Raw genomic sequence first — 15,904 nt, 5'->3', positions numbered from 1 at the left:
GACGGATATTCTGCCAAATGGGCGGCTGGCCCACAACAATGTTGGAGATACTATGGAACGACGTGCTTTCCTCAATATCAGCAGTCTGGCTCTGGGTACGATGCTGCTGCCCGCCTTCGGTCGCGCCATCGCGGCGGAGGAGTTGCTGGCGCCTGTGGATGTGAAATTCAAAAAGGCCCTGGCCGACACCGCGATGACGGCCGCCACCCAGGCCGGCGCTTCCTACTGCGACGTGCGCGTGGGCCGCTACCTGAACCAGTTCATCACCACCCGTGACCTGAACGTGGAAAACGTCACCAACACTGAATCGGCCGGCGTCGGCGTGCGCGTGATCGCCGGCGGCGCCTACGGTTTCGCCGCCACCAACGACATGACGCCGGACGGCGTGGCGGCCGCCGCGCGCCAGGCGGTCGCCATCGCCAAGGCCAACGCCAAGCTGCAAACCGAACCGCTGATCCTGGCGCCGGTCAAGGGCGTGGGCGAAGTGTCGTGGGCCACGCCCTTCGTCAAGGACTGGCGCACGGTCGCCATCAAGGACAAGGCCGAGCTGCTGATCGCCGCGAACAAAGCCGGCATGGATGCCGGCGCCAGCTTCATGCAGTCCTTGCTGTTCCAGGTGAACCAGCAGAAGTACTTCGCCTCCACCGACGGTTCCTACATCGACCAGGACGTGCACCGCCTGTGGGTGCCGTTCTTCGCCACCGCCGTCGACAAGAAAGAGAACAAGTTCCGTTCGCGCCAGGGCCTGTCGGCGCCGGTCGGCATGGGCTACGAGTATCTCGATGCGCGCCCCGAGCACAAGCTGCAGGCGGCCGGCAACGTGACCACGCTGTACACCAAGTCCTATGACATCATTGAAGACGCGCGCCTGGCCGGCAAGCAGGCCAAGGCCAAGTTGAAAGCCAAGTCGGTCGAGCCGGGCAAGTACGACCTGGTGCTGTCGCCGGAACACCTGTGGCTGACCATCCACGAATCGGTGGGCCACCCGACCGAGCTGGATCGTGTGCTGGGCTACGAGGCCAACTACGCCGGCACCAGTTTCGCCACGCTGGACAAATGGCAGTCGAAGAAATTCAAGTACGGCTCGGACCTGGTCAACATCGTCGCCGACAAAACCACGCCAGGTTCGCTGGGCGCGGTCGGCTACGACGACGAAGGCGTCAAGTGCAAGAACTGGGACATCATCAAGGACGGCATCCTGGTCAACTACCAGGCCACGCGCGACCAGGCCCACATCATCGGCGAGAAGGAATCGCACGGCTGCTCGTATGCGGACAACTGGGCCAACGTGCAGTTCCAGCGCATGCCGAACGTCTCGCTGAAGGCCGGCGCCAAGAAGATGACGCCGGACGAAATGATCAAGGACGTCAAGAAGGGCATCTACATCGTTGGCGACGGCTCGTTCTCGATCGACCAGCAGCGCTACAACTTCCAGTTCGGCGGCCAGCTGTTCTACGAAATCAAGAACGGCAAGATCGGCCAGCAGCTGGAGGACGTGGCTTACCAGTCGAATACCCAGGAGTTCTGGAACGCCTGCGTGGGTATCTGCGACGAGCGCGATTGGCGCATGGGCGGTTCCTTCTTCGACGGCAAAGGCCAGCCGCCGCAAGTGTCCATCGTGTCGCACGGCGCGTCGACCACGCGCTTCAACGGCATCAACGTGATCAACACCGCCCGCAAAATCGGCTAAGTCCTGGAGAGAGACAAGATGAAATTCCTGAGTCAAGAAGAGACCAAGCGTATCAGCGACAAGGTGCTGGCGCTGACCAAGGCCGACCAGTGCGAAGTGACCATCAACGGCAGCCGTCGCGGCAACATCCGCTACGCACGCAACGCCGTGTCCACCGCCGGCCTGATTGAAGACACGCAGATGGTGGTGTCCGTCGCTTTCGGCAAAAAGCAGGGTACGGCATCGATCAATGAATTCGACGACAAGTCGCTGGAAAGAGCCGTGCGCCGCGCGGAAGACCTGGCGCGCCTGGCGCCGGAAAATCCGGAGTTCATGCCGACGCCGTCGAAGCAGGAGTACAAGGCCTCGCAGACCTTCTTCCAGAAGACCGCCGACATCGATCCTGAATTCCGCGCGCAGGTGGCGGCCTACAGCATCGAGAATTCGCGCAAGAACAAGCTGGTGGCGGCGGGATTTTTCACCGATGCCACGCAGTTCACCTCCATCGCCAACTCCAACGGTGTGTTCGGCTACCAGCAGGATACCGGCCTGGACTTCACGCTGACCGTGCGCACCGAAGATGGACGCGGCTCCGGCTGGGTCAAGCGCAGCGTCGGTGACGTCAGCAAGTTCGACGCGCGCGCCGCATCGGACGTGGCGATCGAGAAGGCGTTGAAATCGGTGGATGCCAAGGCGCTGGAGCCGGGCCGCTACACGGTGATCCTGGAGCCGGCCGCCACCTCCGACGTGCTGGCATATATGTTCAATTCCTTCGATGCGCGTTCGGCTGACGAGGGCCGCAGCTTCCTGTCGAAAAAAGGCGGCGGCAATCGCATGGGCGAGAAGCTGTTTGATGAGCAGGTCAATGTGTGGGCCGATCCGTGGGACAAGGACGTCGCCGTGCTGCCGTGGGATAACGGCAGCATGCTGGCGCGCGAACGCCAGGACATCATCAAGAACGGCAAGATCGCCAACGTGGACTACTCGCAGTACTGGGCCAGGAAGATGGGCAAGCGCGCCATCGGCACGCCGGGCAATATCATCATGGCCGGCACCAGCAAGTCCACCGAGGAGCTGATCGCCAACACCAAGAAGGGCATCCTGGTCACGCGTACCTGGTACATCCGCATGGTCGATCCGCAATCGCTGCTGCTGACCGGCCTGACGCGCGACGGCACCTTCTACATCGAGAACGGCAAGATCAAGCATCCGATCAAGAACTTCCGCTTCAACGAAAGCCCGGTGTCGATGCTGAACAATATCGACGAAATCGGCAAGCCGGAAATCCTGTCGGGCGACGAGTCGCAGTTCCAGCTGCTGATTCCGGCGATGAAGGTCCGCGACTTCAACTTCACGTCGCTGTCGGACGCGGTGTAAGCATGGAGCGCCGTTCATTCCTGAAGATAGGCGCCGCTGCGGGCGGCAGCCTGCTGGTGCCGGTCTTCGGCAACGCCATCGCCGCCGAAGAACTGCTCAATCCCATCGCCGTGCAGTTCAAGAAGTCGCTGGCCGACGCCGCGATGAACGCGGCCACCAAGGCCGGCGCGTCGTACTGCGACGTGCGCATCGGCCGCTACCTGAACCAGTTCATCACCACGCGTGACCTGAACGTGGAAAATATCGTCAACACGGAATCGTCCGGCGTTGGCGTGCGCGTCATCGCCAACGGCGCTTACGGCTTCTGCTCGACCAACGTGATGACGCTGGATTCGGTGGCCGACGCCGCGCGCCAGGCGGTTGCCATCGCCAAGGCCAACTCCCGGCTGCAAACCGAGCCGGTGGTGCTGGCGCCGGTCAAAGGCGTGGGTGAAGTGGCGTGGGCCACGCCGTTCAGGATGGACTGGCGCGCGGTGCCGATCAAGGACAAGGCGGACATGCTGCTGGCGGCGAACAAGGCCGGCCTGGATGCCGGCGCCAGCTTCATGGCGGCCAACCTGTTCCAGGTGAACCAGCAGAAGTACTTCGCCTCCACCGACGGCTCCTACATCGACCAGGACATCCATCGTCTGTGGTCGCCGTTCACCGCCACGGCGGTCGACAAGGCCAGCGGCAAGTTCCGCACGCGCGACGGCCTGTCGTCGCCGGCCAGCATGGGCTTCGAGTTCTTCGACTGCAAACCGGAGAACCGCGTCAAGGCCGCCGGCGGCGTCACCACGCTGTACAAGGGCGCCTATGACCTGATCGAAGACGCGCGCGCGGCGGGCCGCCAGGCGCGCGAGAAGCTGACCGCGAAATCGGTCGATCCGGGCAAGTACGATCTGGTGCTGTCGCCGGAACACCTGTTCCTGACCATTCATGAATCGGTCGGTCACGCCACCGAGCTGGATCGCGTGCTGGGCTACGAGGCCAATTACGCCGGCACCAGCTTCGCCACGCTGGACAAGTGGAAGTCGAAGAACTTCAAATATGGCTCGGAGCTGGTCAACATCGTCGCCGACAAGACCTCGCCGGGATCGCTGGGCCTGGTCGGCTACGACGATGAAGGCGTGGCGTCCAGGCGTTGGGATCTGATCCGTAACGGCATCCTGGTCAACTATCAGGCCACGCGCGACCAGGTGGCCATCATCGGCGAGAAGGAGTCGCAGGGCTGCTCCTACGCGGATAGCTGGAGCAGCGTGCAGTTCCAGCGCATGCCCAACGTGTCGCTGGAAGCGGGCAAGAAGCAGCTGACGCCGGACGAGATGGTCAAGGATGTCAAGAAGGGTATCTACATCATGGGACGCGGCTCGTATTCGATCGACCAGCAGCGCTACAACTTCCAGTTTGGCGGCCAGCTGTACTTCGAAATCAAGAACGGCAAGATCGGCCAGCAGCTGGAAGACGTGGCCTATCAGTCGAATACGCAGGAATTCTGGAACGCCTGCAGCGCGCTGTGCGATCAACGCGACTGGCGCATGGGCGGCTCGTTCTTCGACGGCAAAGGCCAGCCTAGCCAGGTCAGCGCCGTGTCGCACGGTTCGCCGACGACGCGCTTCAACGGCGTCAACGTCATCAACACCGCTCGCAAGATAGGATAAGACAGATGAAAATGCTGAATCAGGAAGAAGCAAAACGCATTTGCGACAAGGTGATGTCGCTGTCCAAGGCCGACGAATGCCGCGTGCAGATCAGCGGCAGCCGTAACGGCAATATCCGCTATGCGCGCAACGCCGTATCGACCGCCGGCCTGGCGGAGAATACGCAGCTGACCGTGAGCGTCGCCTTCGGCAAGAAGCAGGGCACGGCGTCGATCAATGAATTCGACGACAAGGCGCTGGAACGCGTGGTGCGTCGCGCGGAAGACGTGGCGCGGCTGGCGCCGGACAATCCGGAATTCCAGCCGGCGATCAAGAAGCAGGACTACAAGCCGTCCACCACCTTCAGCGACGCCACCGCCGCCATCGATCCCGAATACCGCGCGGAAGTGGCGGCGCTCAGCATCAACTCGGCGCGCAAGCAGGGGCTGGTGGCGGCGGGCTTCTTCAGCGATACCAACGGCTTTGAAACAGTGGCCAATTCGAACGGCGTGTTCGGCTACCAGACCTTGAGCAACCTTGGCTTCACGGTGACTACACGCACCGAGGATGGCCGGGGCTCCGGCTGGGTGACGCGTTCCGCCAACGACGCGCGCAAGTTCGATGCACGCGAGGCGTCGGAGATCGCCATCGAGAAGGCGCTCAAATCGGTGGACGCCAAGGCGCTGGAGCCGGGCCGTTACACGGTGATCCTGGAGCCGGCGGCGACGTCGGAAATCATCGGCCGCATGTTTGGTGCTTTCGATGCGCGCCAGGCCGATGAGGGCCGCAGCTTCCTGTCGAAGAAGGGCGGCGGAAATCGCCTGGGCGAAAAGCTGTTCGATGAACAGGTCAATATCTGGGCCGATCCGTGGAATCCGGATGTGCCGGTGCTGCCGTGGGACGGCGCGGCCATGCTGGCGCGCGAGCGTGCGGACGTGATCAAGGGCGGCAAGATCGCATCGCTGGACTATACGCGCTACTGGGCCGAGAAGCAGGGCCAGCGCGCCACGGGCCGCCACGGCAACATGATCATGTCCGGCGGCACCAAGTCGACCGAGGAGCTGATCGCCTCGACCAAGAAGGGCATCCTGGTCACGCGCACGTGGTACATCCGCATGGTCGATCCGCAGTCGCTGCTGTTGACCGGTTTGACGCGCGACGGCACCTTCTACATCGAGAACGGCAAGATCAAGCATCCGGTGAAGAACTTCCGCTTCAACGAAAGCCCGGTGTCGATGCTGAACAATATCGATGAACTGGGCAAGCCGGTGGTGATCGGCGGCGATGAAGTGCGCTACCAGATGCTGATTCCGGCGATGAAGGTGCGCGACTTTAACTTCACGTCGCTGTCGGACGCGGTGTAAGGACGGCAGTGGCCTCGTATGATTTCTATTTCACGCGCCTGACTTACGAGTCGGGCGACTGGGACGTGGATGTCCGCATGCCCAGCAACGTGCTCAACTCGCTGGTGGAGTACACCACCTTGCGGGTCGATCCCGTTGAGCGCATCGTCGCGCTGTCCGACCCGAAGATGCTGGAAGCGCCGTTCTGCTATTTCGCCGGACACAAGCTGGTGCAGTTCACGGCCGCCGAGCGCAAGAATCTGGAGCGCTACATCAAGGGCGGCGGTTTTCTGTTCGTGGACGACTGCAACCACGACATCGACGGGCTGTTCGCGAAATCGTTCGAGGCTGAAATCGGCCGCATCTTCGGCCCCAAGGCGCTGCACAAGATCCCCAACAACCACGCGATCTATTCCAGCTTCTTCAAGTTCGAGGACGGTCCGCCGAATACCGCCGTGGAGCTGAACGGCTGGGGCGACGATCTGGTGCACGACTATCTGAAGGCGATCGAGATCGGCGGCCGCGTGCGGCTTTTATACAGCAACAAGGACTATGGCTGCGAGTGGGATTACGACTTCCGCAACAAGCGGTTTCTCGCGATCGACAACACCCGCTTTGCGGTCAACATCATTCAATATGCGTTGGGAGCGTAGTTATGGCTGAAGGTATCGCCTGGAGCGAAAATGAAATCGGCGAACTGACCGCCAAGGTGAAGGCGCTGAAGGCCAGCATGGCGCGCGTAATCATCGGCCAGGAAAACGTGATCGACTCGCTGATCATCTGCCTGCTGGCCGGCGGCCATGCGCTGGTGGAGGGCGTGCCGGGACTGGGCAAGACGCTGCTGGTCAAGTCGCTGTCGCAGGCGACGGAGCTGGACTTTCATCGGGTGCAGTTCACGCCGGACCTGATGCCGTCCGATATCGTCGGCACCGAGATCCTGGAAGAGGACCATGCGACGCGCAAGCGCGAGTTCCGCTTCCAGCAAGGGCCGGTGTTCACGCAGGTATTGCTGGCGGATGAGATCAACCGCGCGCCGCCAAAGACGCAATCAGCACTGCTGGAGGCGATGCAGGAGCGCTCCGTCACCTTCGCAGGCCAGACGCACAAGCTGCCGAAGCCGTTTTTTGTGCTGGCGACGCAGAATCCCATCGAGCAGGCGGGCACCTATCCGCTGCCGGAGGCGCAGCTGGACCGCTTCCTGTTGCGCATCGACGTGGTGTATCCGACCGAGGCGGAGGAAATCGCCATGGTGTCCGCCACCACCAACGCGGGCCTGAAGGATGCCGAGCCGGTGATGGATGTGGCGACCTTGCTGCGCTTGCAGCAGTTGGTACGCGATATCGAGATCGGCGATCATCTGGTGGCCTATGCCACGCGCCTGGTGCGCGCGACGCGGCCGTCGCTGACGACGGTGCCGGCGGTGACCAAACATATCGGTTGGGGCGCTGGGCCGCGTGCGGGGCAGGCGCTGGTGCTGGCTTCCAAGGCGCGCGCGCTGATGCAGGGCCGCCTTGCGGTCACGCGCGAGGATATCGGCGAGATGCTGCTGCCGGTGCTGGCGCATCGCGTGCTGCGCAACTTCGAGGCGGAGGCGGATGGTGTCGCGATCGCCGACATCCTGCAATCGCTGCGCGAGCATATCCGCCCGGACTAAGCTGCCGATGCAACCGATTTCGAAGCCGCCTGCCGCCGCGCCGGCCAGCGCCATGACGGCCATGATGGCCCAGACCAGGGATCTGGAGCTGGTGATTCATCACGTCCTGGCAGGCCTCGGCCACGGCATTCATGCCGGCCGTGAGCGCGGCGCGGGCGTGGAGTTTTCCGAGTACCGCGCCTACGCGCCCGGCGATGAATGGCGCCGCGTGGACTGGAAACTGATGGCGCGTGCGGACCGCTACTTCGTCCGTGAGGCGGAACGCGACAGCCACGTCGCCACCTGGCTGTGGCTGGACGCTACCGCCTCGATGGCGGAGCCTAGCCGCGAAATCAACGGCGTCGATAAACTCTGGTTCGCGCGCACGGTGCTGGCCTGTGTCGCCGCCATCGCGCAGCGGCAGGGTGACGCCTTCGGCCTCGTGATCTGCACTGACGGCAAAGTCGAATTCACGCAAGCTTCGCGCGGACCGCGCCAGTTGCAGCGCGTGTTGGCTGCCTTGGCCAAGGCGAAGCCGGAAGGCCAGCTGCCGTCGGCCGAAGTGTTGAAATCCAATCTGCACTTCGCGCGCGCGCCAAGCATGATTTTTGCCGCCAGCGATTTCCTCGACTGGCCGTCGCCGTTGAGCGAGGTCCTGCTGCGGTTGCGGAACATGCGCCACGACGTTCGGTTGCTGACGTTGCGCACGCAGGCCGAAGTGGATGCGAGCTTCAAATCCGGCGCCGGCTACCGCGATCCGGAGCGCGACGATGGCCTGCACCGCATCGGCAACGCCGACCGCGCATACTACAAGCAGCAGAGCCGTGCACACTTCGATGCGGTGGCGGGTAGCTGCCGTCAAAACAATATCGTCCACTATGAGGCGCGCATCGAGCAGCCGCTGGGTGGTGTCTTGCGCGGCTGGTTGCAGTTGGCGGGAGCGCTGGCAAAATGATGCTGAGTTCTTATCCCTTGTGGTGGCTGGCGTTGCCGGTGCTGTTGCTGCCGATCTGGTGGCATCGCCAGAAGCGCCAGCGGCTGAAGGCCGAGCCGTTGGCCACCGCACGCTTCCTGCCATCCGCACCACCGGAGCAACTGCGCGTCTGGCAGTGGCGCGACAAGCTGTTGCTCCTGGTGCGCTGCCTGCTGCTGGTGGCGCTGATTGCGTGGCTGGCCGCCACGATCTTCCCGTGGCGTGGCGATACGGTGCTGGTGGATGCCGGCGTTGACAAGGCATGGGCAGAAAAGGAAATCGCCGCCGCGGGCTTTACCTCCGCTGCGCGCATCGATATGCCGCCGGCCGCGCTGTCATGGCTGCGACAGAACGAACGCGATTGGCGCACGGACGCCAGGCTGCTGATCATCGCCCGCGCCGACAGAATCGCCATGCCCGCGCGGCTGCCGCAATTCAGCCACCAGGTGGAACTGCGCACGAAAAACACCAGCACGCCTGCATCCCCTGCGGTCGCCGAGCAGATCGTGCTGCCCGCCGATACTGCCCATCTGCCGGCATGGCAAGCACTGTTCGCCGCCTTCAACAGCGCAAGCCCGCGCTACACAATAGCCACCGAGCCGACCGCCAGGACCTCGCTCATCATCTGGGATACGCTCAACGCCGCGCCACCCGCCAACTGGCATGCCACGAACTGGTGGGTCACCACGCCCACCGTCAGCGTCGCAACCGGTCGCGCCCCAGCCGCCAGCCGTGCGTCCACCGCTAGCGATACCACCGCCATTGTCGGCGACCGTACCGCCGCCAACGACCACGCCACCGTTGGCGCGACGACCAATGATCGCGCTGCCGCAGCGTTCCCCGAACTAGCCAAGGCCGACACGCTGACGATCAACGGCATTACGCTGAAGTACGCCGACACGCCACGCGGCCGCTTGTGGACTTCGGACGCATTCCCGCCGCGCGATGCCGACACTGCGCGCGCGTTGTACGAAGCCTGGCAACTGCTGGCAGCCGCTCCCGCGCCAGCCTACGCTACGCCATCCCAAACCTTCGCCGCCGCCCGCAGCACACCGCCTGTCACCGACGCCAAGCCTGCCGGCTGGCTCGCACTGGCCCTGCTGGTGCTCTTCATCCTCGAACGGACCCTGACTCATGCCCGGCGAAACTGACCACCTGCGCCGACGCCTCTGGACCGCCATCTGGCGCCGTCGCGGCCCACAATGGCTGGCCGCAGCCGTGCCGCTGGCCTTGGCCATCTGGCTGCTGCCCGCTGCCCGTCCGGCCATGGCCGTCGCCATCGCCGTTTGGGGCATATGCGCCGTCGCTGACGGATACCGCTGGCGCCACCGCATCAACCGGCAATGGACGTCCTGGCTCAACGCCGCCATTCCATTGCTGGAAGACAGCAGCGAACTGCTGGCCGCTGACGCCACCACGCCCATCGCCAGACTCCAGCAACAACGCCTGCAAGCCCGCCTTGCCAGCGTCTTGACCGAGGACGACTACTGCAACATCGCCCGCACGCGCGCCGGCTACATCGTCCTGCCGCTCGCTCTCAGCCTGCTGACCGTCGGCGCAGCGGCAGCCTGGCACGGCCGACAAGCCCCGCCAGCCGCGGCACCGCAAGCCACGCAGACCACAAAGCCCATCGTTGACGGCGAAGTCTATCTGCGCGTCACACCGCCCGCCTACACCGGCATCGCCGCCTTTGAAACCGGCGCCCGCGACATCCAGATTCCGCAATACTCCGAAGTCCGCTGGTGCGTCCGCAACCCAACCGGCGCACAGCCGGCGGTAGAACTGGGCGACGGCCAAAGCCTCGCCATTGGCAAGGATTGCGCCAAACTCCGCGTTGAAGACTCGCTGTTCTGGCGCACGCGCGGCGCATCCTCCACCCGCTACAACATCCGCGTCACAGCAGACCAGCCGCCGCAAGTCACCATCATCGAGCCGACGGAACTGATCCACCTGCTGCAAAAGGACGTCAAGTCCGTGCAAATCTCCGTGAACGCCCGCGACGACTACGCCATCGTCCGCGCCAGCCTGCACATGACCCTCGCACGCGGCAGCGGCGAAAACGTCCGCTTCAGCGACAAGGAAGTGCCGCTGCCGCAATCCAGCGATCCCAGATCGCGCACATGGAAAAAACAATGGACGCTGACGGAGCTCGGCATGGAGCCCGGCGATGAACTCTACTTCTTCGTCCGCGCCACCGACAACGCGCCGGACAATCCGCATACCACGCAATCGCCCACTTACACGCTGCGCCTGCCCGGCCCCGAAGCAGAGAGCCTGGACTCCACCGCATTGCCTTCCCTGAGCAAGCCGGAAAACCTGCGTAGCCAGCGCCAGATCATCATCGACACCGAACAGCTGGTGGCCGACCTGCAAGCGCATCCGACCATGCCGGCCGCCACGCTGCGCTCGCGCAGTGAAAGCGTCGCCGCGGATCAAGCGGCGCTGCGCCTGCGCTATGGCCAGTTCCTCGGCGAAGAATCCAGCCTGTTCGGCGACGAGGAACACGAGCATGAACACGAACACCACGGCAGCGAAAAAGCCGGCAGCGAGATGGCCGTCATGAAGGAGTTCGGCCACGCCCACGACCAGGAAGACAACGCCACCATCTTTGATCCGCAAACCAAGGCAGTCCTCAAGCGCGCGCTGGCCGCGATGTGGGATGCCGAGAAGTCGCTGCGCGCCATCGCGCCGAAGACCGCGCTGCCGCCGGAATACAAGGCGCTGGACGCCATCAAGGAATTGCAGGCGGCGGAACGCGTCTATCTGCACCGCACGTCCTTCGTGCCACCGGCATTGAAAGAAGAGAAGCGCATGACCGGCGACATCGTCGGCGCCATGAGCTACAAGCGGGAGCAGGGCGCGGCCAGCGATACCGTGCCGGCCGAGGTGCGCGATCTGGTGCAGGCGCTGTCGCGGGACGGCGCCTTGCCGGCGCTGTGGAGCAAGGCCGCGCGCGACACCATCGCCTCCCGCATCATCGATCAGGAACAGAAGCTTAACGCGCAGCGCGCGGTGCAGGATGTGCAGGATGGCTGCGTGCCGTGCCGCGCCGAACTGCGCGCATGGCTGCGCGGCACGCTGACCGAGGCTCCGGTGTTGCTGCAGGCCCGTCCCTCGGCGGATACGCCATTCCGTCAGGCGTGGCGCGGCAAGGAGGAGGTCAAATGATCCTCTCCACCGACCTGATGACGATTGCTCCGCCGCTGGCCGCACTGGCCATTGGTCTGGTCAGCGCCGCGCTGTACGCCGGCAAGCGCCGCTGGATCAACGCCGTGCTGGCTGGCGTGGCCGGTGCAGCATTGGCGGTATCGATTGCGGATGTGCACCTGCCTGCCGAAGCTGCCGCGCCGCTGGCCGTTGGCACGGAGGCAGGCAGCATCGGCGCGGCGGATATGGCCGCGATTCCAATCGCTTCCGGCATCGTCTTGAGCGGCGACGGCGTGCGGGAAGCCGAGTGGCGCGATCTGCCTGCGCGTCCGCTGCAATGGAAGCCTGCGGCGGATTTGCTGTGGCTGGATTTTCCACGTTCGATGTCGTTGGGCCGCATCTTTACGCTGACTGCGCGGCGCTCGCCAGCGCAGGCAGGATGGCGTTTGCAACTGCTGGCAGAGAACAGGCAGGTACTGGCCGATTCCGGCATCGCGTCCGCATCGCAGCTATCGGTGCAATGGCTGCCACCGGTGGCGGAGACGATGGTGCTGCAAGCGCGCATGCTCGATGCGAGCGGCAAGACCATCGCCCAGGGACCGATACCGTTGCAGATCAAGGATGCGGTGCCCTTGCAGATACAGGGCCGCTTCGATGCGCCGTCGTTTGATGCGCGCACTTTGAATCAGCTGCTGTCCGATGGCAGTGCGATCCTGGATTGGGATGTCACGCTGGGCAAGGCGATCAAGCGCAGCGAAACAGCGCGCGCGCCGTTGACTGCGCCGAACGCCGTGCTTGTCGATGCGGCGTATGTGGAGCATTTGAGTCCATCAGCGCGTGCCGCCTTGCTGGCGCAGGCGGGCAAGGGCGTGCCGCTGGTGATCCTCGGCGGGAATGCTGCGGATGCGGCCATGTGGCAGCGGGATTTCGGCTTGCCCCTGCGTCCGCAATCGCCGACGACGGAAAAGGAAGATGTGCGGCAGTTTGGCGCCACGCTGTTCATGCCGCCGGCGAACCTGAATCCTGCCGCGACTGCGGGCGAGTCGTGGTCGGTGCTGGCGCGCGATGGCAAGAAGCAGCCCTGGTTGTGGCAGCGCAGTGTTGGCCAAGGCCGCGTGGTATGGGTTGGCGTATCGGATTGGCACAAGTACGCGATCAGCGCGCCGCAGGCGTTGGCGTTGTGGTGGCAGTCGGCGATGGATTTGATGGCGCTGGATGGCGTGCAGAAAACGGTTTGGCAGATGAGCGATCCGATGCCTGTACCGGGTCTGCGCAGTGAGGTTTGCGCGCAGGGCGTGAAGGCCGGAACGGCGTTGGCCGCCGCCGGCTATGCGGCGATGACCTTGCAGACACGGACGGACAAGGCGGAGGGCGTGTGTGCTGCGTTCTGGCCGCAGAAGGCCGGCTGGGTGACGTTCAGCGCAGACGGCATGGTGGAGCCGGGCATGGAGTACGTCTACGCCGCCGGTGACTGGCCGTCGTGGCAGAAGGCGCTACGGCGCGACGCCACCGCGCAGTACGCGGCCCGCGCTGCCGGCGCGGCGGCGCAGCAGGCAGGCGCCGTGGCCGAAGCGCCGGGGCCGCGTTTGCCGGCGGCGCCGTTTGCCGTGCTGTTTGCGCTGTCGATGCTTGCGCTGTGGTGGCGCGAGCAATCTGAACGAAAAGACGCCACGGCAGGCTGATACTGCGCTGACTTACGGCTGATGCCAGCGCCGCACGTAGGCCGGCGCTTCGATGGTGCAGTCCACATGCCTGACCGGCGCTTGCGCAACGCGGGCGAGCGGCAGCACGCCTGCCCAAGCCGGCCAGCCCAGGTCTTCCTCGTCGTCATTCGGCGCGCCAGTGCGCATCTTGCACGCCGCTTCCGCCAGCGGGATGCGCATGACGGTGGTGGCTGCGTATTCCTTGTCCGAGCCGGGACGCACGTCGGCCTGCCGGCCCGGCGCCAGTTTTTCCATGAACGCCTCCATTGCGCGGCGCGCGGCATCGCCTTCCACCACTTCAAAGCGGCCATAGACCATGGCCGAGCGGTAGTTCATCGAGTGGTTGAACGCCGACCGCGCCAGTACCAGCCCATCCACATGCGTGATGGTCACGCAGCATTCGCCCTCCATCAGGCGCTTCAGCATGCGGCTGCCGTTGGAGCCGTGGATGTACAGGTGTTCGCCTTCGCGCCAGCACGCCGTCGGGATGCAGTGCGCGCCCTTGCCGTCGCTGAAGGCGATGTGGCACAGGTAGGCGTCGTCGATGATCGCGTGCAGCGTGGCGGCGTCGTAGTGGGCGTTGCTGGCGACGCGGCGGACACGGGTGCGGTCGGTGGGGGCTTCGTTCATGGCTCTCCTCGTAAAAATCCTAATATAATGAAATGCTGGTTCTTCAAAAAGGTCCAGCAATGACCTATTTAATGGAGCCATAATGCAGGAAATGACCGGCGCCACGCTGCAGGACATCATGCCTTCGTCGCCGTCGCCCAGACCGGCAGCTTCACCGCCGCCGCTGAACGGATGGGCACCAACAAGTCCAGTGTCGGCAAGGCAGTGCAACGGCTGGAAAAGCATCTGGCGACCCAGCTGTTCCAGCGCACCACGCGGGCGGTACACATCACCGAGGACGGCCAGATCTATTTATCGGCGGCGCGCGTGGCGATCGAACGCCTGCGCGAAGCCGAACAGGCGCTGGCAACCAACCGCGCCGAACCCGTAGGCCGGGTGCGCGTCGATCTTCCCGCCGGCTTCGGGCGCCTGATGCTGCCCACGCTGGGCGCGTTGCGCGCGCGCTATCCGCAGGTGGTGGTGGAGATGGCCCTGAACGACCGGATGTCCGATCCGGTGGCCGATGGCTGGGATATCGTGGTCCGGATCGGCCATCTTCCCGCTGACAGCGAAATGACGGTACGTAAAATCTGCGACCTGAAGCTGGCGCTGTATGCGTCACCGTCCTATCTGGCCCAGCGCAATCCCATCTTGTCGCTCGCGGATTTGCATGAGCATGACGCGGTGCTGTTCCGCAGCGCTACCGGACAATTGCGCGGCTGGTCGCTGAACGACGAGGGCCAGCGCCGCGAATTCATGCCAACGCCGGCGCTGATCCTGGCAGATGGGCATGTGCTGGTCGAAGGCGCGGCGCTCGGTGTGGGTGTTGCGCAGATCATCGACCGCTTCGCCCGGCCGTTTGTCGCGGATGGCCGTCTGGTACATATATTGCCGGATGCCGATGTCGCGGCGCCGCCGGTGCATGCGCTGATCCCGGTGGGGCATCGCATGACCGCCAAAACCCGGGTGGTGCTTGAACATATCGTGCAAACGCTGCAGGGGTAGCCGCCGCACTTAAAAGTTGTACCGCAATCCGGCCATGAACACATTCTGGCGTCCGGTCGATGATGGCGTGCCCACTTGCGAATCGCCCACCACGGCGACGGCATCCACCGGCAGCCCATCGGCGCCCAGCGTGCGGCCACGCGCAAGCTGGCGTGCCTGCGCCAGATAGATAGCCGGCATTCAGCGGTGAGCGCGACAGGCTGCCCGCCGCGTTCGGGTCCCAGGTGGCGCTGGACGGGCCGTTCTTCAGCAACTGGTAGCCAAGCGCGAGATGCCAGGGACCGCCGGCGTAGCGGACAGCCGCGCTATGGGCGCCGCCGCCAGCCTGGTGGCCGGCCTGCTCGCCAGGGCCGGCGGTCAGACCGGCTTGCACACCATGCCATACCGGCGAGGTGTAGCTGACGGCATTGTTGATCCGGCTGGCGGCGTCAAGGCCGTCGATGTCGCCAGGGTGGGCGTCGGTGGAGCCGGTGGGGGCGCCGGCCCGCACCAGCAGGCCGACGAAAAGATAGTAAGCCGGGTACTGGTGGCCGATGGTCACGGTGCCGTAGCGTTCATTGGCCAGGCCGACGAAGGACTGGCGGTTGAAGATCGAACCGGCCTGGGGGGCGGCGCCGGTGTCGAGGTTCACGCCGGCTTCGAGCACATACAGCGCCTGGGTGCCGCCGCCCAGGTCTTCGCTTCCCTTGACGCCGATCCGGCTGGCCAGCTGGTTGCCGCTGCGCAGATACGTATTCGACCGGCCGCGCCGGTCGCTCTCATAGAGCACCGCTGTGTCCAGCACGCCGTACAGCACCGGGTCGGTTGGGACCGCGTCAAGGTACAT

Annotated in this window: 13 protein-coding genes and 1 pseudogene; 11 read left to right on the top strand and 3 right to left on the bottom strand. The window is 64.5% G+C overall.

What is annotated here, in order from left to right:
• Nucleotides 1-52 precede the first annotated feature (52 nt).
• From GJ695_RS09670 to GJ695_RS09625, 10 genes are read left to right on the top strand one after another with little or no spacing between them, the layout of a single operon-like run.
• Nucleotides 53-1,690 (top strand): TldD/PmbA family protein, encoded by a 1,638-nt coding sequence (locus GJ695_RS09670; RefSeq protein ID WP_154364158.1) that lies wholly within the window; start codon nt 53-55, stop codon nt 1,688-1,690.
• A gap of 18 nt (nt 1,691-1,708) precedes the next feature.
• Nucleotides 1,709-3,046, top strand: a complete 1,338-nt coding sequence (locus GJ695_RS09665; protein ID WP_154364156.1) for a TldD/PmbA family protein — start codon at nt 1,709-1,711, stop codon at nt 3,044-3,046.
• Nucleotides 3,047-3,048: 2 nt separating this feature from the next.
• Nucleotides 3,049-4,686 carry a TldD/PmbA family protein gene (locus GJ695_RS09660; protein WP_154364154.1) on the top strand — a complete coding sequence of 546 codons (1,638 nt, stop codon included), beginning with the start codon at nt 3,049-3,051 and terminating at the stop codon, nt 4,684-4,686.
• A 5-nt stretch (nt 4,687-4,691) separates the two neighbouring features.
• Nucleotides 4,692-6,029: a TldD/PmbA family protein gene (locus GJ695_RS09655; protein WP_154364152.1), complete on the top strand. Its 1,338-nt coding sequence runs from the start codon at nt 4,692-4,694 to the stop codon at nt 6,027-6,029.
• Between the two features lie 8 nt (nt 6,030-6,037).
• Nucleotides 6,038-6,661 (top strand): DUF4159 domain-containing protein, encoded by a 624-nt coding sequence (locus tag GJ695_RS09650; RefSeq protein WP_166455094.1) that lies wholly within the window; start codon nt 6,038-6,040, stop codon nt 6,659-6,661.
• Between the two features lie 2 nt (nt 6,662-6,663).
• The gene (locus tag GJ695_RS09645; RefSeq protein WP_154364150.1) at nt 6,664-7,662 is read left to right on the top strand and encodes an AAA family ATPase; all 999 of its coding nucleotides are present in this window, start codon (nt 6,664-6,666) and stop codon (nt 7,660-7,662) included.
• A 7-nt stretch (nt 7,663-7,669) separates the two neighbouring features.
• Nucleotides 7,670-8,596 (top strand): DUF58 domain-containing protein, encoded by a 927-nt coding sequence (locus GJ695_RS09640; protein ID WP_229260399.1) that lies wholly within the window; start codon nt 7,670-7,672, stop codon nt 8,594-8,596.
• The gene (locus tag GJ695_RS09635; protein WP_154364208.1) at nt 8,596-9,765 is read left to right on the top strand and encodes a BatA domain-containing protein; all 1,170 of its coding nucleotides are present in this window, start codon (nt 8,596-8,598) and stop codon (nt 9,763-9,765) included. Before GJ695_RS09640 ends, GJ695_RS09635 begins: the two co-directional genes overlap by 1 nt.
• The gene (locus tag GJ695_RS09630) at nt 9,749-11,782 is read left to right on the top strand and encodes a DUF4175 family protein (protein ID WP_154364148.1); all 2,034 of its coding nucleotides are present in this window, start codon (nt 9,749-9,751) and stop codon (nt 11,780-11,782) included. Before GJ695_RS09635 ends, GJ695_RS09630 begins: the two co-directional genes overlap by 17 nt.
• Nucleotides 11,779-13,443, top strand: coding sequence for a hypothetical protein (locus GJ695_RS09625; RefSeq protein WP_154364146.1), 1,665 nt, complete (start codon nt 11,779-11,781; stop codon nt 13,441-13,443). The genes GJ695_RS09630 and GJ695_RS09625 overlap by 4 nt, the downstream gene beginning before the upstream one ends.
• A 12-nt stretch (nt 13,444-13,455) precedes the next feature.
• On the opposite strand, the gene GJ695_RS09620 is transcribed toward GJ695_RS09625, so the two are convergent.
• Nucleotides 13,456-14,094, bottom strand: a complete 639-nt coding sequence (locus tag GJ695_RS09620; RefSeq protein ID WP_154364144.1) for a pyridoxamine 5'-phosphate oxidase family protein — start codon at nt 14,092-14,094, stop codon at nt 13,456-13,458.
• Between the two features lie 171 nt (nt 14,095-14,265).
• Between GJ695_RS09620 and GJ695_RS09615 the strand changes: the two genes are divergently transcribed.
• A complete protein-coding gene (locus GJ695_RS09615; protein ID WP_229260401.1) occupies nt 14,266-15,078 on the top strand; it encodes a LysR family transcriptional regulator in 813 nt (270 codons plus the stop codon).
• A gap of 9 nt (nt 15,079-15,087) precedes the next feature.
• On the opposite strand, the gene GJ695_RS29595 is transcribed toward GJ695_RS09615, so the two are convergent.
• Nucleotides 15,088-15,258, bottom strand: coding sequence for a hypothetical protein (locus tag GJ695_RS29595; RefSeq protein WP_166455092.1), 171 nt, complete (start codon nt 15,256-15,258; stop codon nt 15,088-15,090).
• A 106-nt stretch (nt 15,259-15,364) separates the two neighbouring features.
• A pseudogene (locus GJ695_RS30630) lies at nt 15,365-15,904 on the bottom strand (porin); the annotation flags it as partial.

Origin of the sequence: Duganella alba, assembly GCF_009674495.1 — a bacterium.
Classification (GTDB): Bacteria; Pseudomonadota; Gammaproteobacteria; order Burkholderiales; family Burkholderiaceae_D; genus Rugamonas; species Rugamonas alba.
This window is presented reverse-complemented; position numbering and strand designations above follow the sequence as displayed.